19 protein-coding genes are annotated in these 23950 nt (G+C 44.2%); 14 read left to right on the top strand and 5 right to left on the bottom strand.

Annotated elements, in window-relative coordinates; genetic code table 11:
* Positions 1–12 precede the first annotated feature (12 nt).
* The 3 genes from BM122_RS00225 to BM122_RS00215 are packed head-to-tail and all read right to left on the bottom strand — an operon-like array spanning position 13 to position 2946.
* Positions 13–291 carry a metal-sensitive transcriptional regulator gene (locus BM122_RS00225; protein WP_074902824.1) on the bottom strand — a complete coding sequence of 93 codons (279 nt, stop codon included), beginning with the start codon at positions 289–291 and terminating at the stop codon, positions 13–15.
* 22 nt (positions 292–313) lie between these two features.
* Positions 314–523 (bottom strand): heavy-metal-associated domain-containing protein, encoded by a 210-nt coding sequence (locus BM122_RS00220; protein ID WP_074902559.1) that lies wholly within the window; start codon positions 521–523, stop codon positions 314–316.
* A gap of 29 nt (positions 524–552) precedes the next feature.
* On the bottom strand, positions 553–2946 hold the full coding sequence (locus tag BM122_RS00215; protein WP_074902557.1) for a heavy metal translocating P-type ATPase: 2394 nt from the start codon (positions 2944–2946) through the stop codon (positions 553–555).
* A 757-nt stretch (positions 2947–3703) separates the two neighbouring features.
* On the opposite strand from BM122_RS00215, the gene BM122_RS00210 reads away from it, so the two are divergent.
* On the top strand, positions 3704–4582 hold the full coding sequence (locus tag BM122_RS00210) for a polyphosphate kinase 2 family protein (protein WP_074902554.1): 879 nt from the start codon (positions 3704–3706) through the stop codon (positions 4580–4582).
* A gap of 348 nt (positions 4583–4930) precedes the next feature.
* On the opposite strand, the gene BM122_RS00205 is transcribed toward BM122_RS00210, so the two are convergent.
* Complete coding sequence (locus BM122_RS00205; protein WP_074902552.1) at positions 4931–5263, bottom strand: hypothetical protein; 333 nt, start codon at positions 5261–5263, stop codon at positions 4931–4933.
* A 433-nt stretch (positions 5264–5696) separates the two neighbouring features.
* Here BM122_RS00205 and BM122_RS00200 point away from each other — a divergent pair, with 433 nt between their 5' ends.
* The 3 genes from BM122_RS00200 (at position 5697) to BM122_RS00190 (ending at position 8411) form a co-directional block, all read left to right on the top strand.
* Complete coding sequence (locus BM122_RS00200) at positions 5697–7220, top strand: L,D-transpeptidase family protein (protein ID WP_143083257.1); 1524 nt, start codon at positions 5697–5699, stop codon at positions 7218–7220.
* 42 nt (positions 7221–7262) lie between these two features.
* Positions 7263–7859 carry a peptidoglycan L,D-endopeptidase MepK gene (locus BM122_RS00195; RefSeq protein WP_074902546.1) on the top strand — a complete coding sequence of 199 codons (597 nt, stop codon included), beginning with the start codon at positions 7263–7265 and terminating at the stop codon, positions 7857–7859.
* 72 nt (positions 7860–7931) lie between these two features.
* Complete coding sequence (locus tag BM122_RS00190; protein WP_074902544.1) at positions 7932–8411, top strand: nucleoside deaminase; 480 nt, start codon at positions 7932–7934, stop codon at positions 8409–8411.
* A gap of 390 nt (positions 8412–8801) precedes the next feature.
* Here the strand turns inward: BM122_RS00190 and BM122_RS00185 are convergent, their stop codons facing one another.
* Positions 8802–9053, bottom strand: a complete 252-nt coding sequence (locus tag BM122_RS00185; RefSeq protein WP_074902541.1) for a hypothetical protein — start codon at positions 9051–9053, stop codon at positions 8802–8804.
* A 199-nt stretch (positions 9054–9252) separates the two neighbouring features.
* Here BM122_RS00185 and BM122_RS00180 point away from each other — a divergent pair, with 199 nt between their 5' ends.
* The 10 genes from BM122_RS00180 to BM122_RS00140 all read left to right on the top strand — a co-directional run bounded on the left by BM122_RS00180 (position 9253) and on the right by BM122_RS00140 (position 23722).
* Positions 9253–9780, top strand: a complete 528-nt coding sequence (locus BM122_RS00180; RefSeq protein ID WP_074902539.1) for an adenine phosphoribosyltransferase — start codon at positions 9253–9255, stop codon at positions 9778–9780.
* Between the two features lie 365 nt (positions 9781–10145).
* Positions 10146–11477: a serine--tRNA ligase gene (serS, locus tag BM122_RS00175; protein WP_074902536.1), complete on the top strand. Its 1332-nt coding sequence runs from the start codon at positions 10146–10148 to the stop codon at positions 11475–11477.
* Positions 11478–11520: 43 nt separating this feature from the next.
* On the top strand, positions 11521–12210 hold the full coding sequence (locus BM122_RS00170; RefSeq protein ID WP_074902534.1) for a DUF6781 family protein: 690 nt from the start codon (positions 11521–11523) through the stop codon (positions 12208–12210).
* A 916-nt stretch (positions 12211–13126) separates the two neighbouring features.
* Positions 13127–13255, top strand: coding sequence for a hypothetical protein (locus BM122_RS24685; protein ID WP_256211810.1), 129 nt, complete (start codon positions 13127–13129; stop codon positions 13253–13255).
* A complete protein-coding gene (locus tag BM122_RS00165) occupies positions 13252–13644 on the top strand; it encodes a nitrogen regulation protein NR(II) (protein WP_074902531.1) in 393 nt (130 codons plus the stop codon). Before BM122_RS24685 ends, BM122_RS00165 begins: the two co-directional genes overlap by 4 nt.
* 191 nt (positions 13645–13835) lie before the next feature.
* Positions 13836–16406, top strand: coding sequence for an alpha-glucan family phosphorylase (gene glgP, locus BM122_RS00160; protein WP_083398252.1), 2571 nt, complete (start codon positions 13836–13838; stop codon positions 16404–16406).
* Between the two features lie 121 nt (positions 16407–16527).
* Positions 16528–17631 (top strand): transaldolase, encoded by a 1104-nt coding sequence (tal, locus tag BM122_RS00155; RefSeq protein ID WP_074902528.1) that lies wholly within the window; start codon positions 16528–16530, stop codon positions 17629–17631.
* A 123-nt stretch (positions 17632–17754) separates the two neighbouring features.
* A complete protein-coding gene (locus tag BM122_RS00150) occupies positions 17755–19101 on the top strand; it encodes a hypothetical protein (RefSeq protein ID WP_074902820.1) in 1347 nt (448 codons plus the stop codon).
* Between the two features lie 389 nt (positions 19102–19490).
* Positions 19491–20012, top strand: coding sequence for a DUF3617 domain-containing protein (locus BM122_RS00145; protein ID WP_074902524.1), 522 nt, complete (start codon positions 19491–19493; stop codon positions 20010–20012).
* Positions 20013–20233: 221 nt separating this feature from the next.
* Positions 20234–23722, top strand: coding sequence for a DEAD/DEAH box helicase (locus BM122_RS00140; protein WP_074902521.1), 3489 nt, complete (start codon positions 20234–20236; stop codon positions 23720–23722).
* The last annotated feature ends 228 nt before the right edge of the window (positions 23723–23950 follow it).

Below are 23950 nucleotides of genomic sequence, written 5' to 3'. Positions count from 1 at the left end.
TTGACAGTCTTCTTATCGTGCAAACTTACGCACCACAGCCATAAGCTCATCAATAGCAGCATCACCGTTGCCTGATTGAATGGCCGACTGCATACAACCCCGCGTATGGTTTTCAAGTAATTGCATTGCCACAGCATCCAGCGCAGACTGTAGCGCTGAAACCTGATTCAGGATATCGACGCAATAGCGGTCCTCCACGATCATTTTCGCTACACCGCGTACCTGACCTTCAATGCGGTTAAGACGCTTTATTAACGCTTCCTTATTAGGCTGTATCACGTGATCAGGCACGTGGCATAACTCTCTTTTATTATTAGATAAAGGCTTCAAAACCTGCTTCCTCGATGGCTTGTTTAAACTGATCGATTCCGGTAATAGTTGCATCATACTGAATGGTAACCTGTGCATCCTCCAGTGAAACTTCCGTACTCATCACGCCAGGAATCTGTTCCAGCACATTTTTAATACTTTTAACACAACCCATACAGGTCATACCTTTGATGTGGATGATGGTGGTTTGCATCTAATGGCTCCTCTTTGTTATTAGTTAATCTAGGTACCTGGCTGCCATCGCTTAAGCAGCAGTGAATTACTAACAACCGATACCGAACTCATCGCCATGGCGGCTCCTGCGATAATCGGGTTGAGCATGCCGATGGCGGCCAAGGGAATGCCTAGCACATTATAGATAAAGGCGAAGAACAAATTCTGGCGGATTTTGCCCAAAGTCGCACGGGAAAGCGCAATTGCATCGGCCACGCTCATCAAATCATTATGCATCAACGTAATGTCCGCTGCTTCAATCGCCACATCAGAGCCTGCACCAATGGCAAAACTCACGTCAGCCGCAGCCAGCGCAGGGGCATCGTTAATGCCGTCCCCCACCATACCGGTAAATTGTCCGCGTGCTTTTATTCTGGCCACTTCGGCTGCTTTGTCTTGGGGCAACACTTCGGCGCGATAATGGGTAATGCCTGCTTGTTTGGCAATGGCAGCAGCGGTTTCAGCATTATCACCAGTCAACATGATAACTTCAATACCCATTGCCTGTAATCGCCTAACCGCCTGCGCTGACGTACTCCGTAACCGATCGGCAATCGCGAGATAACCAAGCATTCGATATACTCCTTCGAACTGAGCAGCCATTCCAATCACGGTCTTGCTTTCAGCCTGAAGCACTGTCAAGTGAGATGGTTCAATGGTTACGCCATGCGCTTGCAGAAATTTTGGCGAGCCCAATAAATATTCAACACCACCAATCTGAGCCTTGACGCCACTTCCAGTCACTGATGTAAAATTACTCATCGTATGAGGCCGTATAGCCCTGCTGGCTGTATACTCGAGCACGGCTTTTGCGAGCGGATGCTCTGACCCTTGTTCCAGGGTAGCAGCGATCTGTAACAATGCTTGTTCAGTGACCGAACCTACCGGAATGACGTCGGTCACAACAGGTTTCCCTTCCGTGAGAGTGCCTGTCTTGTCTACGATTAAAACCTGAATTTTCTCCGCATGCTCGAGTGCGGCAGCATTTTTCACAAGAACACCCATTTGAGCACCACGCCCGGTGCCTACCATAATGGCTGTAGGTGTTGCTAATCCCAATGCGCATGGGCATGCAATGACTAGCACTGCCACTGCATTGATCAGCGACAATACGAAATTTTCTGTCAACCACCACGTTAATACTAGGGTCAAGAGGCTGATGACCACAACCACCGGCACAAATATCCCTGAAATGGCATCGGCCATACGCTGGATCGGGGCCTTAGAGCCCTGTGCTTCCTCTACTAAACGAATAATGGCAGCAAGCTGCGTATGCGCTCCCACACTAGTCGCACGGCATCTCAATAATCCTTGTTGATTCTGCGTGGCTGCAAATACTTTGGCACCAGCCTGCTTAGTTACCGGCAGACTTTCTCCCGTCAGCATTGCTTCGTTCACACTGGATATACCTTCAATCACGACACCATCTACAGGCAAATTCTCGCCGGGTCGCACAATAAAAACGTCACCTACTTTAAGAGTATCGACGTCGACTTCGACAATTTCACCCTCACGCTCAATCCGTGCGATTTTAGGTTGGAGCTTAATCAATTCTTCAATAGCGGCAGAAGTTTTGCTTTTTGCGCGAGCCTCCATCAGCTTACCTAATAGCACCAGAGTAATGATGGCAGCACTTGCCTCGAAATAAACATGCTGATCCAATGCGAAAAGAATAACAATTGTACTGAAAAAATAAGCCATGCTGGTGCCCAATACGATCAACACATCCATATTTGCTCCACCACCCCGTAAGGCATGCCAGGCGCCAATGTAAAAACGTCTTCCCATCCAGAATTGAACAGGTGTTGCCAATACCCACTGCAACCAGCGTGGCAGCAGATCAGCATGATCTTCTGTCAACATAACACCCATTTGCAGCATAAATGGTAAGGTCAGTGCAGCAGACAACCAGAAGGTACGAAGTTCTGCCTGATAAGCTGCCAGTCGCCTGGCTTTCTCTTCATTGCGACTTGCTTCGCTGATCTGACTCGCACCATAGCCTGCCTTGACAACAGCTGCAATCAAATTATCCACCGTTGTCACAGCTGGGTTAAAGCTGACATGAGCAATTTCTGTCGCCAGATTAACAGTGGCTGTAACACCAGGGATTTTATTCAACGCTTGTTCGATGCGCCCACTGCATGCCGCGCACGTCATCCCACTGATTCGCAGTTGCACAGTCGGAGGAATAACATGAAAACCAGCTTCCTCAATCGAGTGAATCAGATCCTCAGCATGCGTTGCGGCATCATTAAACTCTACCACCGCTTTCTCACTGGCATAATTTACTGCCGCATGTACACCTGGTAATTTGTTGAGATTCCTTTCAATTCGAGCCGCACATGCCGCACAAGTCATCCCTTCTATCGGCAACTCAATGTGTTTATGCGTAAGTATACTCACCTTGATCCTCCTCACTTTTATTGCAAAATTAAGCTCATCGTATACCCCACATGGGTATGTGTCAATATACTTAGAGACCAGCAACAAAAGAAATGAATGCGGAATGAACTGCCAAACGGTTTATTTCTGCCTTTTTTATCTCTGTTTTTCTTGGCAGTTGATTTTTTGTTCAATAAGATCATTTTCCATGATTCAACAATTTTTTAAAGCAAACTTTAACTTAATCATAAGATTAAATATGAAATGAAATACTAAAGAATAAAAAGGTATCTATACAAAAGATTGATTTATTAATAAGTTACTAGAAAGCAAATAGACGCAAGCTTGACCTTCTCACAGTATTTCCTTTGAACCTATTTGGGTATTCCCACACTTATTACTTATATCCCGTACGGCTGCATGAAGTAGAATGTTACTGCCGACCTGGCTGGACATTGTTCATGCTTTCTTATACCAGTCTATCAGTCATTTTAAGTATGAGCATTTCCGCACTACGCTTGACTAGCGATTAGTTCTGATGATATGTGGCGCAACTTTTATCGCTATCGGTTCATTCGCTATAAAAATTAATTACCGGATTTCTGCATTAAATCAATCGAACAAACAAAAATATCTATACCTTATCAATTAATTGATTGATTGATTGTATAGTAGGTAATCTTAATAATCGGATACGATATGTGAATGCCTCAATTCGATTGATAAAGTAACTTCCAGAAGCAGCTTCAGAATGGTAGATTTGTTATAAGGAGTTAACATGGAGCTTAATTCAAAACTTACCAAGTTGAAGGTTGATCCAAACACACAGGTAAACTTAATCAATTGGCCAACCAACATTAGACCACTCTATTCATCCAAAAAGAAACACCAAGAACTTTTAAATGAATCACATGAAGAATTAGGTGCGCTTCAGGATATGCTTTATGCGCACAATCGCTATGCCATATTACTCATTCTTCAAGGCATTGATTCAGCAGGTAAGGGAAGCATTATCAAGCACGTCATGTCTGGCATCAATCCACAAGGATGCCAGGTATACAGCTTTCAACAACCTACCGCTGAGGATCTTGATCATGATTTTCTATGGCGAAGCAACAATCGCCTTCCTGAAAGAGGACGTATCGGTATTTTCGATCGGTCTTATTACGAAGAAGTAACTTCAGTTCGTGTGATACCGGGGTTATTGGAGCAGCAACATTTACCCATGGAGCTTCTCGACCCAACAAAATTCTGGCAGGAACGTTTCCAGGATATTGTTAACCTAGAAAGCTACTTGCATCGCAATGGAATCCGCATTATCAAAATTTTCCTTCATATATCAAAAGAAGAACAACGACAACGTTTGCTTGCCCGCATTGATGAGCCAACAAAGAACTGGAAAATCAGCCATGCTGATATGGAAGCCCGCCAACATTGGGAAGCTTTTCAAACAGCCTATGCTGAATGCCTGAGTGCTACCAGTACAGAACATTCACCTTGGTATATCGTGCCGGCAGATGATAAACGCAATGCCCAATTGCTTGTATCTAAAATTGTAAGGGAAATAATGAAAGCGCTCCAGATGAGCTATCCCATTGCTACTGAAGCTCATCGGAAAGAATTAGCGGAAATGAGGGATACTTTGGAAAAGGAATAATTTATTAATTGATTAAGTAGAGAACCGCACAAAACCGTTGATCTCCTGCATAAAGCAAGTGTTCATCCTTACCTGACCAGCTTATTCCATTTCCCAATCAAAAATGACACGAAGGCGAGCCGCAGACAGTATAAATAATACGACAAAATGAAGCCCACAAAGTCAGTTTTGATTTAGAAATGAAATTACTCTCAGACAAACTGAATAAGGACATAAGAGCAATCAATTTCTTCTTTGCTAATTGTTACAATAGAATCAATAAGAACTTTATTCCCAGCAATTCTCTGACAAAGTATTTAGCAGAGAATTGCTACTAATAGTATGCAAAAATGTAGCTTGAATAAAAACTTAGCTTACCGGTTTCTCATTTTTACGTTTAGCCCTACGCGCGATTTCCACCTTAAGTTCCTCAAGGAAGTTCATATTGATTTTGCGCTGTTTTTCACTTTTGTACCAGCTGTAGCAAGTGATCACACCGAGTATGATCAAGATAATACTCATCGCGCTAATACCATCAAAGAAAATAAATACTACCCCTGTTGAAATTGCTATAGCTCCGAGTACAGCAGTTAATAGCCACATGCGGTTTCCCCAGCTTGGGGTAGCATGCTCAAGGCACCAAGCATCAAGCTTATCGCGTGTTGAAGAAAGCTCCTCATCAGTCCATTTATTAATATTCATGATTTTCCGAATATCCTTTCATTTATCTATATCAAGAAGATTTTTATCTTACAGTTAATATTTAACTTTATGTAACAGTAAGTATTATTAGAATCAATAATCAAGTTATAACGCTTTAACCTACTATTGTAGGGGTAATGATTTACTTTCACTCTTTATAGCTTCTCATTAAGCTCAAAATATATCAGTCATTTTTTAGTAATTTTGGCCTATTTATGGTAAAAAGTAAGGTTAATATAAATTGGTATAAGTCATTTTAGCGTTATTTCATGAGCAGTCTATTAAGAAGATAAAAGGAGTTTTTTCTATTTCCACATTAAAGATATCCCTACCAACTAAAATTCTAGCGCTTCAAGCAGTCTTCTTTATTATTGGAATATTTTGCTTACTCCCCGCAATTGCCAAAAATCCCCCTTCAATTAATGCTGAAGCATTGCAAAATCAGCTCGATAATCTGTCTACGGTATCAAATGAGATTGATATAGCTATTTTAAAATATTTTTATGCGATGCGCGATTATCAACCCGCCTGGATACAAAATGACAAATTATCACCTGAACTCGATATAGCAATAGCATTTATTGGAACTGCCGAACAGGAAGGTTTAGATAACGAAGATTATCAGCTTGAACAACTATTGCACTTACGCAAACAAAGCAGCGAGCATTCTATTCTACTTGAACTCGAATTGCGCACTACTCAATCAATTTTGCTGCTTGCTCGAGATTTACGCAGGGGTCGCCTGATAGCATCGGAAGTTGACCCAGATTGGCATATTCAACAGCAAACATTCGATGCCGCAGCTTATTTGCAAAAGTCCATTAGTTCAGGGAATTTAAAATCATCTCTGGCAGATTTACCTCCTAAAACCCAGGAGTATCAGCTGATGAAGCAAGCTTTAGCCAAATACCGTGAATTATTGAGACGCGGCGTTAATTGGACCATTATTCCGGAAGGCCCCTTAATTCGGCCCAACATGAATCACGCGGTTACTCCGCTTCTCCGTTCGCGAATTGCGCAAATTTTTGCCATGCACGACAATTCTGGCTATGATATCGTTCCGAGTAAAAGTAAAAGCGAAAAGTATGATAATGAATTAGTAAACGCGATTAAGGTATTTCAGGAACAGCATGGACTGAATGCTGATGGGGTGATCGGACCAAATACACGCGCGGCATTAAATAAAACACCCGAGCAGAAAATCAGGCAATTACGTATCAATATGGAACGCTGGCGATGGATGCCAAGAGAATTAGGCGATCGCTATTTGTTGGTCAATATTGCCGGATTTCGATTGACTGCTATTGAATATGGGAAGCATGTTTTAAATATGCGCATTATCGTAGGACGTGATTATCGCTCAACACCCAGCTTCAATAGCCGCATTTCTCACCTTATCCTGAATCCATACTGGAATGTTCCAAACAGTATTGCGCAGCAGGATCTACTACCTAAACAACAACATAATTCTAATTTTTTTACTTCACAAAAAATTAGAGTTTATGTAAACAACGCCGGTCATTACGAGGAAATTAATTCAGATTTGATTAACTGGCATGCGGTTGGCAAGAATTTTCCTTATATGTTAAGGCAGGAGCCAGGAGAGAAAAATGCGTTAGGCACTATAAAATTTATGTTTCCGAACCCCTTCAGTATATATTTGCATGATACACCTTCTAAACAATTATTTCAGAAAGATATTCGAATGTTTAGTTCGGGTTGTATCCGGTTGGAGAAACCATTTCAATTAGCTGGGTTTGTTTTGAATGAACCCAATGCAGTGACTGATATCGTTGACAAGATAGAGAGCGGTAAAACAATTACGGTTAATTTATCTAAACACTTACCCATTTATTTAATCTATCTCACGACATGGGTTGACGATTCAAATAATATTTATTTCACGTCAGATACTTATGGACGTGACAAGCGAATTCTAGAGCATGCTCGCTGGTAAGCGATAATATCTTTTCTAGTTTAAATATAATCTTGATATCTTATGGGAGGACTCAAAGTGTTGTTACAACGAGTTAATAATCATAATCATCAACTAACAAAACTAGGTGCTAGTCGGCGCTTTTTTATTAAAACAGGGTTAAGCGCCTGCACACTGCTAGCGTTACCAGCAGCCTATGCCCGCAAGCCAAAAACACCAGTTAAACAATTGGCGTTGCTTAATTTGCATACAGGTGAAAGAGTAAAATCTGTTTACTGGGAAAAAGGCCGTTATATCCCTGGCGTACTCAGAGATATCGAAAAAATACTACGCGATCATCGTACCGGGAAAACCCATGCTATTGATCTCCGATTGCTTGACATATTGCAACTTCTGTATAGTCGAATGGGGGCGAGGAAAGAAATTCAAGTCATTTCCGGCTATCGCTCGCCTGAGACCAATAAAATGCTCGCCTTGCATAATAATAGCGTCGCTAAACAGAGCCTGCATATGCAAGGCAAGGCAATTGACATTCGATTACCTGAATTCTCCCTGGCTGAATTGAGAAAAGCAGCTTTATCGTTAAAAGTCGGTGGCGTTGGATATTATCCCGACTCCAACTTTATTCACCTTGATACAGGGCATGTGCGCTATTGGTAAAACTATATATACTCTGCTGCATAAATGAATTGATCTTTACAGTAAGCTAAGCGAAAAAATAATGAGCAGGTCATGAAGGAAATACAGCAAGCCCAATTTATGCTGGAAGCCATTAGTCTTTCAGCTTACGGAATAATCCATAATGAGGGTGGGCCGTTTGGTTGTGTCATCGTCAAAAATAACTCTATAATTGGAAGAGGTAGCAATCAAGTAATCTCGTCGAATGATCCTACTGCTCATGCTGAAATTGTCGCGATACGAAATGCTTGTCGGCATTTAGGCACTTTTCAGCTTGATGGGTGCCAAATCTTTACTTCCTGCGAACCTTGCCCGATGTGTCTAGGCGCTATTTACTGGGCGCGTCCAGAAAAAGTATTTTTTGCATGCACCAGGGCCGACGCCACCGAAATTGGATTCGACGATCAATTTATTTATGAAGAAATCATGTCTGATTTGCCACATCGTAAGATTCCAATGGAACAAATACTCAGACCAAGAGCGCTGAAAGTCTTCTCAGAGTGGTCAGCAAAATCAGACAAAATAATTTACTAAAAAAGGATAATGCACGAACAGAGCCATTTGGAGCAGCGAAAGCTCATTATTCTCAAATTGATTTCCTTACTTTCCGGCATACTACGGTACTGATTGACCTACATAAACAATTTCCAGTATCACATCATGATCGCTGCTATTCGCATCCTGCATTCAGATGCTTATTCCATTTCTAAATCAAAAAATAACACGAAGGCAAGCCGCAGACAGTATAAATAATACACGGCAAGGTGAAGCCGACAAAGTCAGTTTTGATTTAGAAATGGAATTATAAACAAGAAATTGCGGAGACAATGCATCATCGATGCCGGTCTCAATTCAACCCAGATGTCCCATTAGGAAGATTTTCTAATGGAACATCTGGGATAAACATCAGAATTTGGCCTGGCTCTATGTGTTTTGTAACTTAGTTTCATCTGATATCGCCTTTTCTATTAGATCGCCATAAATTTCCTCAACTAGCTCATTCATGTGTATAGCTAATTTTAGTTGCATCATTGAGATAAAATGCGTGCGTAGCCCATAATTGTTGAGAATTAAGTATTCCGAAAAGCCTTGGAGGTCTACATCATTCTCGTACTTCAAACTTAAAGAATCTAACACTTGCTTAAGCAAAGCAAGTGTTTTTTCTTTTCTTTCCATCGTTGCAAATCCGGGTAAAATTTATAATAACTCCTTGCCTTTTTTGAAGAGGAGTAGATTTATCTTTCATAATACCCAAATAGGCTATATCTGCAAATTCAGCATACTGCCAGATTGGGTAAAATACGCTAAGATGGATATCAAATATCAACTTTGCTCTGATCGATAGATTTATAAATTTGCTTTAATTAAACTTTTTATGCCTATTAAATCCCGTATTCGCACCATTCCTCATTACCCTCATGAAGGCATCATGTTTCGCGACGTTACCACATTGCTGAAAGATGCTGTTGGCTTACGTACCACCATCCAGGAAATTGTCAATCGCTACCGAACGAGCAATATCGACAAAGTTGTCGGCATTGAGTCGCGCGGCTTCATTATTGGTGCTCCCGTTGCGTATGCGTTGGGTGTTGGTTTTGTGCCGGTACGCAAACCAGGCAAATTGCCAGCTGAAACCATGGGCTGCGACTATCAATTGGAGTACGGCAGTGATCGGATTGAAATTCATACCGATGCGATCCGAAAAGGAGAACGGATATTGCTAGTGGACGATCTTATTGCTACAGGCGGTACCATGGAGGCAGCTGTCAAGCTTATCCAGGAGATGGGCGGAGAAATCATCGAATGCTGTTTTGTGGTCGATCTGCCTGAAGTTGGCGGCAGAGCTCGTCTAGAAAAGCAAGGGCAAAAGGTATTCGCATTATGCCAATTTGAGGGAAGTTGAGCGAACACACTTACTTCGTATATTTACTTGATTGAACCGACCATTATCAATTTGACAGAATTGTCAAATTCCAAGTGACTCAAATTGATCGATCCATTATGGTGAAGTATCAGCGCTGTTCGGCTGAACCAGTCCAAGCCAGCTCAAATTTTTATCGATTCAGTGTGAACAGACTTTATTCCATTTCTAAATCAAAACTGACTTTGTCGACTTCAGCTTGCCGTATTATTGATACTGTGTGCGGCTCGTCTTCACGTCATCTTTGATTTGGAAATGGAATTAAACCTCAAACATAAGAAATATTGTAATTACAGACATTAATCTGTCCGGTCAGTTAAGATGAGCCACTTCTTTTGGAGTAATACATGTTAGACATTCAACAATTACGCACCGATCCAGAAAATATCGCTTCACGACTAGCCAAACGTGGCTACACCTTCCCAGTTGCACAATTCCAATGGCTGGAAACGCAACGCAAATCGATCCAAACTCAAACACAGGAATTACAGGCAAAACGCAATACCACTTCTAAGCAAATTGGCATTGCCAAACAAAAAGGCGAGGATGTGACTACGATCATGGCAGAGATTGCTCATCTAGGAGATGAACTTAAACAGACCGAAAGCCAGCTCGAGCGCATTCAAGCCGAGCTGCAGCAGCTATTACTAACTATCCCTAACTTAGCGCATAGCAGTGTTCCAGAGGGAAAAAGTGAAACGGACAACCTTGAAATACGGCGTTGGGGAACGCCCAGATCATTCGATTTTGCCATTAAGGACCATGTCAGCATAGGTGAAGAATTGGGTTTACTCGATTTTGAAACTGCAGCCAAACTGAGTGGCGCACGATTCAACGTGATGAAAGGTGGCATTGCTCACCTACATCGTGCGCTGGCACAGTTTATGCTGGATACGCATACTCAGGAGCATGGTTATACTGAAATTTATGTCCCCTATCTGGTCAATGCAGATTGCTTGCAAGGCACAGGACAATTGCCGAAATTTGAGGAAGATTTGTTTGCCGTGCATGCGGGAGCTAGCGATCATATGAGTGCAGCCATATCAATTGATCATGATTCGTTCAAATTATACTTGATCCCCACTGCTGAGGTACCCTTAACCAATATGGTGCGTGATGAAATTATTCCGCTTGAACAGCTTCCGCTGAAATTTGTTGCTCATACTCCTTGCTTCCGTTCTGAAGCAGGCAGCTATGGCAAGGATACGCGTGGCCTGATTCGCCAGCATCAATTCGATAAAGTTGAACTTGTGCATATCGTACATCCACAAAAATCCTATGAAGCATTGGAACAGCTCGTCAGCCATGCAGAAAAAATTTTGCAAAAATTGGAATTGCCTTATCGAGTGATGACATTATGTACTAGTGATATGGGTTTTTCGGCTGCAAAAACGTATGATATTGAAATATGGTTACCTGCACAAAAAGCTTATCGGGAGATATCTTCATGCAGCAATTGCGAAGCTTTTCAGGCACGACGCATGCAGGCACGTTTTCGCAATGAGAAAGGAAAACCGGAATTGCTCCACACGCTAAATGGCTCTGGTCTGGCGATTGGACGAACGTTAGTGGCTATTCTTGAAAATTACCAAAATAGGGATGGCAGCATAACTATTCCATCTGTTTTACAGTTTTATATGGGTGGCCTTGACCGACTTACCATTGAAGACGGAAAATGAATCTGCAATATGACATATTTATTTAAATCCGGAGGTATCTAAAATGCAAAATGAAAGCAATAGAACGATGCATGACCAGGATGATATGGCGCAACTCGAAGCCGATGTACGCGAAGCAATTATACATGGCGGTGACGTCAAGGAAGCTGTACGGCGATTAACGCTCAAGTCAATGCAAGCACATCGTTTAGACATTCAATCGTTGGGTCGGATTGCTACCGCTGTGATGCAAGGTGTGCACGACGGTGCGCAGCAGAAATTGGAACAGACCTCGGAACAATCCCATACTGCTCAGAGCCAAATATCCCATGCAGTTTCAGGGTTGGACACCGCCTTCGCACAATTTGCCGAGGCTTCAAAATTGGTAGTAGAGGAAGCGGCCGGGAAAGCCCAGCAATTTTCCCGTGAAGAGCTCACAAAGACGCGCGCTGATTTAGCAACTCTGGAAGAGTTATTTATGGATATATTGCAACAATCAGCATCTGTTGCAAAAGGTGTAATCGCTGAAACGTTAAATGATTTATTCACTCATGCACAACGCAACGGAACCACGATCGGTGCTCAACTCCAGGAAACACTCGCCACCTTTACCCATCAGATATCTTCGGTCGGGCAAGCTCAGTTTGAAGCTGGATTGCAGCTTTCTCAAGCAACAGCCGATCTGTTGCATAAAATTGCTGCTGGCGTTTTATCAGGAATTTCAGAACAAGCCAAGCACGAGAAAAACAAATAATTAGGAACTGCTAGGCTAGCTACCTGCTTGCAAGCCCCACTCAGCCACGCCACTTCTTGGCGTCGGCTGAATAATTTGCTACATAAAGCAGCTGTTTTATCCAAGTTTAACCTGAAAACTGCTCGATGACTGAAAATCATCACAAAATATATAGCTGATCCCATATAAAATTTAAATCATTTTATATGGGATCAGCTATATCAAAAAGGGTTATTAAGACAAGACCTTGGTTTTATTGATATTTGAGGTTCTAATGGAAAATCTGGGATAAAATAAGAACAGGAAATTTTATAAATCGATGAATGATCCAATTCAGTAGCACTGCAATCTACTGATCCGGAAACATTGAAAAACGATTGGAAAAGTTTCGGTGATTCCAGCCTGGACAGGCTAATGAATCGGACTTTGTCAACTGATCTCAATTTCAAAATAATCCTGGATTACATCAATCAGGCTCGTTAGAGCGTCTTGCATCGCACTTGTCACCCTATGCTCCACTCGGTCAACTGAAGATTCCAAGATAATTATTCCATTTCTAAATCAAAACTGATTTTGTCGGCTTCACCTTGCCGTATTATTTTTTATACTGTCTGCGGCTCACCTTCGCGTCATTTTTGATTTGGAAATGGAATTACTACGTGTTTACACGTATTTAATTGTCTTCTATTTTTCGATAAATTATTAGGATTGTTAAATCACGTTGTTAGCATAGTGATGTAACACCAAGATTATATTTGTCTATTATCTCACTAATTGTGGTTGCTTTATTAAAGAAGAGGCAAACGTCACTCACAGGCAGCGAATCTCTTTTCATTTCCAAATCAAACATGACACGAAGGCAAGCTGCAGACAGTATGAATAGTACGGCGAAGTGAAGTCGACAAAGTCAGTTTTGATTTAGAAATGGAATAACAGTATGCAACTGAAGGAAGATCATTACTCTCGTAGTGCTGTTTCAATTTATCACAAGACGCAGGCTAGAGGATCTGAACCAGGACATGAACTGGGTGATTGGTTGGCTACAGAAACGGAGGAGAAACAATGAGTACCAGTAACATGAAACCAAGAAATAATTTTGATATTAAAACTGAAAATATCGAAAACGAGCAAGCAGTTTTGCTACTTTCTGATGATGGTTTGATTCGCGATTGCAACGAAGCTGGCGCAAAGTTATTGGGTTATTCGCCCAAGAATTTTCCGAAGCTCCATATCTCCAAGCTATTGCCAAAGCTGGCAAAAATCGAGCTATTAAAAGGAGAACGGACTAACCCCTATTTGCGCTTTCTTTCACGCATAGGGCATCATTTTGAAGTAGTGAGTATGAATGGAGTACATTTTGCCGGAAAATTATTTTTCAGCGATGTAAAAAGTCGCGGTTTACACCGCCTGATTGTTATGATCTCTCCAATCTATCAAGAAAATACTTTGCATTAAAAAACTAGACGGGTTAGTACCATTGGATTAACGGTTCTCACCCGCTTAGTATTCCAACTGTAGCATAAAGCATTCATTACCGCTTGTTTCTCCTGTGTGCGTTGTCGCCACGGGCGGACTATGAACTTCTCTGAGATTGTGAAAATGCAAAAGCATGCTATCGGTAAAGGAAAGAGCGCAAAAAAAAGCTCATGAAGATGCCTCGCTTGGTGATGCATTACTTGCAGGATTTGCCCGCTGAGCTGTTGCCACTACTTGAACAGATTACAGACTTGGCTACAGACCTGCGCTGGACCTGGAGCCATGCTGGCGATGAGGTATGGAAAACAATGGACCCACAATTATGGGAACAGAGTGAAAATCCATTTGTAGTATTGCAAAACTTGTCGCGCGAACGACTAGATGAATTAAATCGAAGCACGCAATTTAAGCAACACCTTGATAGTTTAACCAAGGCGCGCAATGGCTACTGTGATTGCTGTGGTTGGTTTGGAGAAGTACATGCTGAAGCCAAACTTAAAGGGGTCGCCTATTTCAGTATGGAATTTGGTTTGGGTAAGGCCTTGCCATTATATGCAGGCGGGCTGGGTATTCTAGCGGGGGATTATCTCAAAGCTGCCAGTGATCTGGCCGTGCCTGTAACCGCGATCGGCCTTCTCTATCAGGAAGGTTATTTTCGACAAATATTGGACGGGAATGGATGGCAGCAGGAAATTTATTCTTATAATGATTCTAGCAGTCTACCATTACGTCCAGTATTGGCTCATAACGGTGCTTGGTTACACATCCCCATCGAATTGCCTGGCCGAACGGTACGCTTGCAGGTTTGGGAAGCAAGAGTAGGACGGGTTAGCTTGTATTTACTCGATAGCAACAATCTGCTAAATAGTGCGCCTGATCGTGGTATTACCAGCAAACTCTATGGTGGCGGAAAGGAAATCCGGCTGGTGCAGGAGATCATTCTGGGAATAGGTGGCTGGCGGTTAATTGAAGCATTAGAACTGGAAATTGATATCTGCCATCTGAATGAAGGTCACGCCGCTTTCGTGGCACTGGAACGTGCCCGCTGTTTTCAGGAGAAACGGCAAGTGGATTTTTGGGAAGCGCTTTGGGCGACGCGTCCTGGCAACATATTCACTACGCACACCCCAGTGGCAGCAGGATTCGATACCTTCCCACGTGAATTGCTCGCAAAATATGGCTTGATTTATGCCAAGAAACTAGGCGTAGCGCCTGAGGAATTAGTGAAACTAGGCCGCCGGAATGGGCAAGATGATAATGAGCCCTTCAATATGGCCTACCTGGCGGCACGATCTTGTGGCCGGATAAATGGGGTTAGCCATCTGCATAGTAAAGTCAGCCAAAGTATCTTCCAGGATCTCTACCCCCATTGGCCTGAATGTGAAGTACCCATAAGTTATATCACCAACGGCGTGCATGTACCATCGTGGGATTCTCCCTGGGCGGATGAGATTTGGACACAATCTTGCGGCAAAAACCGCTGGCTCGGCACAGAAGAAATGCTTACTGCCGCAATTAACAAATTGGATGACGCCAAGCTTTGGACTTTGTGCGGCCAAGAACGTACCGATTTGGTGCGTCAAGCGCGACAACGGCTTCGCTTGCAATTGAGTCAACGAGGTGCAGAGAAAGAAATTATTGATGAGGCCGACCAGATTCTTGATCCCAATGTGTTAACAATCGGATTTGCAAGACGTTTCACTGCTTACAAGCGTCCTAACCTGTTGCTGCATGATCCTAACCGTCTGATCCGAATACTTACTGATACGCAACGACCAGTACAAATCGTTGTCGCTGGCAAGGCTCACCCTGCCGATATTGAAGGAAAACGCCTCGTTCAGCAGTGGGCTCAATTTGCCGCTCAACCGATTGTTCGTAAACGAGTTGTCTTTCTCGAAGATTACGACATTGCCTTAGCCCAGGAATTGGTGCAAGGTGTGGATGTATGGATCAACACCCCACGTCGACCGTGGGAAGCGAGTGGCACCAGCGGTATGAAAGTATTGGTAAACGGTGGTTTGAATCTTTCGGAATTGGATGGATGGTGGGCCGAAGCTTACACACCGGAAGTTGGCTGGGCGTTAGGTGATGGCAAAGAGCACACTGAAGCCAGCTGGGATGACGTGGAAGCTGAACAACTCTACCAGCTTCTGGAACAAGAAATTGTACCGATGTTCTATGATCGCGACGCAACGGGTATTCCCAGAAGCTGGGTTGCCCGCATGCGCGCCAGCATGGCTCATCTCGCTCCGCGGTTCAGTAACAATCGCATGGTACGTGAATATGTGGAAAAATTGTATCTTCCCGTTGCTATCAATTTTCAACAACGAACAGCCCAAGGAAGCGTCATTGCTAAAAAACTTCGCCTGTGGGATGAACAGTTAAGACGAAATTGGCATCAAATACATTGGGGCAATCTGACGATATCGGAAGAAAAAGATGGCTGGGCCTTTGAAGTACAGATTTATCTAGGGGAAGTTTTACCCGATTCTATCCAGATCCAGCTATATGCAGACCCGCTGGATAGCGAAACGCCTATTTGCGAGACAATGCGACACTACGCCAGCATCCCGGGTGCTTTAAATGGCTATCTTTATAGAGGTAATTTACCTACCACGCGTCCCTATACTGATTTTACGCCTCGCTGTGTGGCCTATCACCCAGATGCTTGTACTCCAATTGAGAACAACCTGATTCATTGGTGGTCAGGTACGGCAATGTTGCATGGAAATTCACCATAATAGTGTTTAACCAGTGATTGAGCAGGCATTACGCATTGAGCTCAGCAATGGCAATGGCAACGGCTACCACAATCCCAGGAACCTGACATTAATGCCATGAACTAAAATTAGGAGGTAGGTTATGAATGTTAATCCATTACTTCAGATCAAAGCACTCGGCCAGAGCATCTGGCTCGACTATATTCAGCGTAATATGCTAAAAAATGGTGAAGTTGCTAGAATGATAAAGGAAGACGGCTTGGCAGGGATAACGTCCAACCCGGCCATTTTTGAAAAGGCAATTAACGAACACCATGACTACGATGAAGCTATTACATTGCTTACGCACCGTGATACGCCGCCCAAAGAAATTTATGAAACACTCGCCTTGGAAGATGTCGCTCGGGCTGCCGAGCTGTTTCGACCACTCTACGATGAATCAAACGGCCGCGATGGTTTTGTCAGCCTGGAAGTTTCACCCCATGTTGCTTATGATACGCAACAAACCATCAACGAGGCTGAGCGGTTATGGGCAGCACTTAACCGGCCTAATGTCCTGATCAAGGTGCCGGCAACCCAGGCAGGATTACCTGCCATCACGCATCTGCTTGCCGCGGGTATCAACGTTAATGTAACGATCTTGTTCAGTCTGGAACGTTATCGGCAGGTAGTCGATGCATTTTTGGCAGGATTGGAAACCCGTGTAGCTCAGCATAAGCCTGTTGATCATATTACTTCCGTTGCCAGTTTTTTCTTGAGTCGCATTGATGTATTGGTGGATAAACGTCTGGATGAGCTTATCCAAATTACTGGCGACAAATCGGTGAGTGCTTTACGAGGTAGAGCCGCCATCGCTTGTGCACGTCTTGCCTACCAGCACTATCTGCAATGGATTAAAGATAATCGCTGGCAATCCTTATCGAGCCATGGTGCCCGCGCCCAGCGGCTGCTATGGGCGAGTACCGGAACTAAAGATCCTGCTTACAGCGATACTAAATACGTCGAACCTTTAATTGCTAAGGATACGATTAATACGATGCCACTCCAAACACTGATCGCTTATCGTAATCATGGTCAACCAGCAGTGCGTATCGAGCAGGAATTAGATGAAGCTCGTAGCCTGCTAGAAAAACTACATCAAGTTGGCATTGACTTGGAAGCAGTCGGCGAACAATTGGAAGCGGAAGGCGTACAAAAATTTGCTGTCCCTTTCGATAAATTGCTGGAACGAATCAAGCAGTGGTGATCTCTGTTTTAGCTGGCAAGTGGGTAAGGGTATTCGCGATGTCTTTTTCGTTAATTTATTTACTTATTTACGAACAAGAACATAATGACAAACCAATTTGTTCAGTTTCCAAAGGTCATTGCAATGACCTGTTCTTTATTCCTTGTCATACATGCTTCGGGCTGCGTCAGCTTCGGCAAAGGAGTCGCTGAGGCAGTCCTGAGTGTACAAGGCAAGAAAGAGGATACCCGAAAGTGCTATATACGGGGTCGTGCGTTCGAAGGGCTAGAAGCAAAGTTAAAGTGGCAAGAGCAGCTGTCTCAAGCAGGCAAAAATGACCGTCCTGTGATCAAAGTGCTCGTAGTGCATGGGATTGGTTCTCATCAGCCAGGTTACTCTACCCGTTTGGCCGAGAACTTGGCGCAGGCCCTCTCTCTCAATCGTGTCCAGGAAACGATCAAGGAGATTACTATCACTCATCCTAAGTATCCAACCCAGGAACTGGGATTGCTTCGCTTGATACGTTACATGAATGCTGATGAAAGCAGGGAAATTATTTTCGCAGAACTTACTTGGGATTCGATTATAGCGAAGGAGAAACAAGCCATACTCTTTGATAACTCCGGTGAGTATTCCTTCCGACGTGCACCCTTTAACAATATCATGAAGGTATTTGTCAATGACACCATTCCTGATGTGATGATGTTCAATGGTACCTCACGGCAAAAAATCCATATTTCCGTGGGTCAGTCACTGTGCTGGCTCATGAGTAATAGCTGGAATTCACTTAAGACCAAGACCACCCAATTTTGCGATGGGACTGCTCCTACCAGCCTTGACAGGCTGGATGATGAGTTTGTTTTTATAACGCACAGTCTTGGTAGTCGAATTACTGTGGATGCTTTGCAATGGATAGCCAGTATCGTTAGTGACACCACTCAGCTGGAAGCCGCTCTTGCAGAGAATTTGCAGTTTTCCCAAAGTACCACCGCAATCTCTCTTCAAACAAATATAATGAAGAATTTCCTGGAAAAAAAGCGCCTGTTACAACAAAAGGAATTTACGGTTTTTATGCTTTCCAACCAACTACCCCTCTTGCAAATGGGGCAGCTCAAACCGGGAGTTACGGGTCGAATTGCCGATATCTGTAGCCCGAACGCTACTCATGCTGCGGAAAAACTTTTCAGTAAAACTCATCTCATCGCCTTCAGCGATCCTAACGATTTATTCAGCTACGCGCTTCCTCCCAGTTTTATCGATGAGTATGTGGATTCACGCCTTTGCCCAACCCTGACTAATACCATTCTGAACGTGATCAGTATTACAGATATTTTTGTAGGACAGTTTGCTAATCCCTTTACTGCTCATACCGAGTATGACAACGATCCGAGAGTGATCGGTCTTATTGCTAAAGGAATTGGTCATAGGGAGATCGATCCAGAAGTAGCTGAGCGTTGCACTTGGCTTGAATCTGTACCAGATGGTCAGTAATTGCATTTCTAAATCAAACCTGATTTTGTCAGCGTTTCCTTGTCGTATTATTGATATTGTCTGCGGCTCGCCTTCCAACCTGCATGATTTTGAAATAGAATAATGAGGCTTCAGCTCATATATCTTCCTCGCACTTCAAGATTTGGTACGACAAGACCTTCTTTCAATGGAAGAAGGCAGATGAGGACTAGGAACAACCAAATTTTGACGTGGGAAAAGTATAGCTGCAGCAAAAAATAAACATCATGGAAAAGCTTATCAGGCTGCATACCCTCATTATGATGTTCTGAGTCACTCTGGCTGGTTCCCCATGTAGCGTAACATTCATCATCCTGGTCCGGATAATTGATAGAAGTTAAGGTATGATTTATTGTTTGGAGGAACTCCCTATGCACAAGATTGTTTTATTTATCTTATTATCAGGAACCCTGTCAACTTTGAGCTGGGCGGAGGACATTATGCGGCCGGGATTATGGGAGGTAACGACTAAGTCTGATTTGTTGGCGTTGGTGCCCCATATTCCCTCGGAGCAAATGCAGCAGTTGACTAACTTGGCCAGACAGTATGGATTAGAGATACCGCAAATCCGCAATGGTGCGGCTACTTCCAATGTCTGCATTACACCGGAAATGGCAAAGCAAGAGGTGCCCACTTATTTGTATGAAAACCAATCTGGCTGTACGGTCACAAATGCCAACCGAACAGGCAATCGCTATCAGATGGAACTGATGTGTGATAACCCGCAATTTAAAGGTAATGGCTACGCGGAAGGAATTTTTATGTCCCTTGAAAGTTTCAGCGGGCGAACAGAATTCGACAGCGTTGTGCGAGGCGCGCCGCTCTATGCTAAAGCCGATACCCAGGGCCGCTGGATCGGCGAGCGATGCGAAGTAGCAAAGCCTCTGCGATAAAGTATCGAAAATGGCAATAGTAATCGCATTATTCCATTTCTAAATCAAAACTGTCTTTGTCGGCTTCACCTTGCCGTATTATTGATACTGTCTGCGGCTCGCCTTCGCGTCATTTTTGATTTAGAAATGGAATTACATAGAGTCAGCCAATTAATTGCTTTTTTCTTTTTCATCCTATTATCCGAAATCGTTAAGTAGTGACAGCACACAAAAGCTATGGAATGACCTGGTGGGGAACGCAGTGGCTTAACTCACTCTCGCAAATCGATTATGACAACCGTCTGCCACGCGGACGTAGTTATGCCAACAAAGGGGCAGTAACAAAAATCGAGATTCAGCATGGAAATATTCATGCCAAAGTAAAGGGCTCCCGTCCACGCCCTTATGACGTCACAATTAAAGTACCTCCTATGCCTTCGCAGCAGACCAAGGCTTTGCTTGACGCAGTGGCGCTCGATCCGGTCATTATCTCGAAAATGCTCAATCGCAAGCTTGACCCCGCGGTGCTGGAGCATGCCAAAACGCTCAAAGTGGCTATTTTCCCAACACGCTGGACAGATCTTTCCATGTCCTGCTCCTGTCCGGATTGGGCAGTGCCCTGTAAACACCTGGCTGCAGTCATTTATCTGATCAGCCGGGAAATCGATGGTAATCCCTTTATAGTATTTTCTTTAAAGGGAGTTGATCTCACTCAGGAACTGGCAGCGCGTCATATTTCAATCGAACGCGAAGCCAAGGCGACTTTGCCGACGGTAGAGGATCTGCTGGATCAGCCGCATCATCACGAATCCTTGGTGCAGAATATGTCTGACTTGGATGACTATAGCGCACTTGATTATTCCCTTTTGCCCGATCTCGCTGCTTCCCTGGTGAGTGTATTGCCTGCGAATCCAACTTTTTTTCAACCGGGCGATTTTCGTATTACTTACGAAAAAGTGATGAAGCGAGTAATCAAGCAGGCCCGCCTTGCACTTAAAACCGCTACCACAAGCAATAATAGCACTGACATTCGCTCGGCAGTCATCACCCCCGCAGACAAACCCCATGTGATGCTTGATCAGCTGTATCAACCCACTCTTGCGGGATTAACGCTGCAAGCCCACTGGATGGACTGGGTAGCCGCTCTGCAGCAGCTTACCGAAGCTGATTTACCTGATCTCCAGCCGGAAGTAGCAGCTATGTATCATGCTCGTATGGCTTGTCTGCATCTGCTGGCGCAAGGCTCGGTCCTACCCCAAGTGTTCCAGGCAGGCAAATTGGAGGTAGGCCTGCGCTGGCTACCAGCGATACTGGATGGAACGATGAACGCTTTGGTCAATCAACTGGCAACACTACTGCCAGCAGGATTGCTGGCTTACTGCAACGGCAAGAAAGTAACCAATCTCTCTGACGAAGTGCAAGCCATCGCATTATGCAGCTTATTTCTGGGTGAGTTCATACGTTATTGGAGCGATGTTCGCCATGAGAAACCGTATGGCAACAAACTGCTTGGCCTGTTTTTCGGCCACGGCAGCGCTCGGTTTAATGGTCCCGGTGAAGGGGAAATCAGTGCCGGGGTGCAGTTGTGGTTGTCGCGCTTTCATATTGGCCAGCAAACTTATACGCCGGTGTTGCAGCTCGAAGATGGCGGTGTCGGATTCAGCTTGTCGCTCGGCGTCGTGGCACGGAATGCTTCATTGCAGGAGCCTGTACCATTTGCACGCTTGCTAACGGATAAAGCATGGCAGGCAAATCTATACAGTGTATTGCAAACAGTCTCATTACTGGCAGAATTTTTTCCACCCCTCAATCACTATATCAGTGCTGGTGCTACCACCCCGATCGCACTGAATCCTGAAGCCCTACCTGCTTTTCTGTTCGATACGCTGCCGATTATTCGGCTGCTTGGAATACGCGCATTATTGCCCAAAGCGCTCGATCACATCCTGCGTCCACGCTTATCAATGAAGTTATCTGGTAAAAACACAGGCAGCACAGGTTTTCTCAATGTAGGCGATATTTTAGGTTTTGACTGGATGGTGGCGATTGGCAATAACCAGCTCACCCGGGCCGAATTTGATGAATTGGTCAAGAATGCCCAAGGCATCGTGCGCTTCAAGGGTGAGTATGTCTATCTTGATCCTGCCGATATTGAACAGTTACGCTTGCAACTGGAAAAACCACCCTCCACTACCCCGGCAGAACGCTTGCGTATTGCCTTGAGCGAGGAATATCTCGGCACGCCCATCATCCTGGATGCAAAAGCACGAGACATCATTCGCGAGTTGATTGAAGTGGGTAATGTACCGCTACCCACTACGCTCAATGCCACCCTGCGACCGTATCAGGAACGCGGCTATGCTTGGTTATATCGCAATATTCGTGCAGGGTTTGGCAGCGTCATCGCTGATGACATGGGCTTGGGCAAGACGCTGCAGATGATCACCACTTTGCTGAAACTCAAAGAAGAAGGAAGTCTGCATGAGGCAAAAGCGCTGGTAATTGTGCCGACTAGCCTGCTTACCAACTGGACCAAAGAAATCGCACGTTTTGCTCCGACCCTGACAGTAGCCATTTTCCATGGCGCAGAGCGCGCATTGACAAACGAACGGGCAGATGTACTACTTACCACCTACGGCATGGCGCGCTCTGACCAAACCAAACTCAAGAAACTCTCCTGGCGCATCGTCATCATCGATGAAGCTCAAAACATCAAAAATGCGGCTGCCGCACAAACCAAAGCTGTTAAATCCATTCCAGCTGCTACCTTTGTTGCCTTGACTGGGACCCCGGTGGAAAACCGGCTGGCCGAATACTGGAGCATCATGGATTTTGCCAATCGCGGCTTTCTGGGTAATCTCACCCATTTCACCAAAGAGTTTGCCGTCCCGATCCAGAGTCATCATGATCATCAGGTAGCACAGCGTTTCAAGCGCGTCACCAGCCCCTTTTTGCTGCGACGGCTTAAATCGGATAAAAGCATTATCAGCGACTTGCCAGACAAGATCGAACAGAATCAATACTGTGAGCTGACCAAGAAACAGGCGGCATTGTATGAAACCGTAGTGCGTGAAGCCTTGCAGGTGATCAATGGCGAATCTGACACGTTCAAACGTGAGGGATTGATTCTGCAGATGATCCTGGCTTTGAAGCAAATCTGCAATCACCCAGCACAATATCTTAAAACGGGAGATAGCGAGGCAAGTTTATCTGGTAAAGCAGAACTGTTTCTCGATCTGCTCGAATCTATTTATGCCGCTCATGAAAAAGTACTGGTATTTACGCAATTTCGCGAAGCAGGAGAATTGCTGACGGTATGGATCAAAGCTCGCTTCGGGCGCGAGCCCCAATTCCTGCACGGCGGCGTTACGCGAAAAACGCGTGATAGCATGGTCGAGCGCTTCCAGCATGACCGCACCGAACGCGTTTTTCTGCTATCGTTAAAGGCAGGCGGTACTGGCCTCAACCTGACAGCAGCTGCCAGTGTCATTCACTTTGATCTCTGGTGGAATCCCGCGGTTGAGGCGCAGGCAACCGATCGAGCCTACCGTATCGGCCAGCTTCAGAATGTGCAAGTACATCGCCTCATCACCCGCGCCACCTTCGAAGAACGCATCAACGACATGATCCAATCTAAACGCAATCTGGCTGACTTGACTGTGGGTATCGGAGAGAAATGGATTGGCAATCTAAGCAATGCAGAGCTTAAGGATGTATTCAGTTTGGGGTAAAAGTTATCCTGTTTTTACGGTTTTAAAATCGTTTGATAAGATGACATGTGGATTCAAATTCGAAGTGCAACTTCCGAAGGCTGATGTGGCTTATAGGTTCCTAGATGAGAAGTTTGCTGATGGAAAGGAAATCCATAACATCCTGCTTAAAAAAGTGACCAAGGAAAAAACTTTCCGAAAACGAAGTTGTAGAACTCATTAAAAATAAGGGTTTCAAGAAATTTAACT

The sequence above is a fragment of the Nitrosomonas communis genome (assembly GCF_900114745.1).
GTDB classification, from domain to species: domain Bacteria; phylum Pseudomonadota; class Gammaproteobacteria; order Burkholderiales; family Nitrosomonadaceae; genus Nitrosomonas; species Nitrosomonas communis_A.
This window is presented reverse-complemented; position numbering and strand designations above follow the sequence as displayed.

Excerpts from the sequence above, each read along its gene's own strand:
- BM122_RS00195 (WP_074902546.1), top strand. The coding sequence starts at position 7,263 with ATGGGAGGACTCAAAGTGTTGTTACAACGAGTTAATAATCATAATCAT.
- BM122_RS00190 (WP_074902544.1), top strand. The coding sequence starts at position 7,932 with ATGAAGGAAATACAGCAAGCCCAATTTATGCTGGAAGCCATTAGTCTT.
- BM122_RS00220 (WP_074902559.1), bottom strand. The coding sequence starts at position 523 with ATGCAAACCACCATCATCCACATCAAAGGTATGACCTGTATGGGTTGT.
- BM122_RS00170 (WP_074902534.1), top strand. The coding sequence starts at position 11,521 with ATGCAAAATGAAAGCAATAGAACGATGCATGACCAGGATGATATGGCG.
- BM122_RS00185 (WP_074902541.1), bottom strand. The coding sequence starts at position 9,053 with ATGGAAAGAAAAGAAAAAACACTTGCTTTGCTTAAGCAAGTGTTAGAT.
- BM122_RS00145 (WP_074902524.1), top strand. The coding sequence starts at position 19,491 with ATGCACAAGATTGTTTTATTTATCTTATTATCAGGAACCCTGTCAACT.
- BM122_RS00205 (WP_074902552.1), bottom strand. The coding sequence starts at position 5,263 with ATGAATATTAATAAATGGACTGATGAGGAGCTTTCTTCAACACGCGAT.
- serS (WP_074902536.1), top strand. The coding sequence starts at position 10,146 with ATGTTAGACATTCAACAATTACGCACCGATCCAGAAAATATCGCTTCA.
- BM122_RS00180 (WP_074902539.1), top strand. The coding sequence starts at position 9,253 with ATGCCTATTAAATCCCGTATTCGCACCATTCCTCATTACCCTCATGAA.
- BM122_RS24685 (WP_256211810.1), top strand. The coding sequence starts at position 13,127 with ATGCAACTGAAGGAAGATCATTACTCTCGTAGTGCTGTTTCAATTTAT.
- glgP (WP_083398252.1), top strand. The coding sequence starts at position 13,836 with ATGAAGATGCCTCGCTTGGTGATGCATTACTTGCAGGATTTGCCCGCT.
- tal (WP_074902528.1), top strand. The coding sequence starts at position 16,528 with ATGAATGTTAATCCATTACTTCAGATCAAAGCACTCGGCCAGAGCATC.
- BM122_RS00140 (WP_074902521.1), top strand. The coding sequence starts at position 20,234 with ATGACCTGGTGGGGAACGCAGTGGCTTAACTCACTCTCGCAAATCGAT.
- BM122_RS00165 (WP_074902531.1), top strand. The coding sequence starts at position 13,252 with ATGAGTACCAGTAACATGAAACCAAGAAATAATTTTGATATTAAAACT.
- BM122_RS00150 (WP_074902820.1), top strand. The coding sequence starts at position 17,755 with ATGACCTGTTCTTTATTCCTTGTCATACATGCTTCGGGCTGCGTCAGC.
- BM122_RS00210 (WP_074902554.1), top strand. The coding sequence starts at position 3,704 with ATGGAGCTTAATTCAAAACTTACCAAGTTGAAGGTTGATCCAAACACA.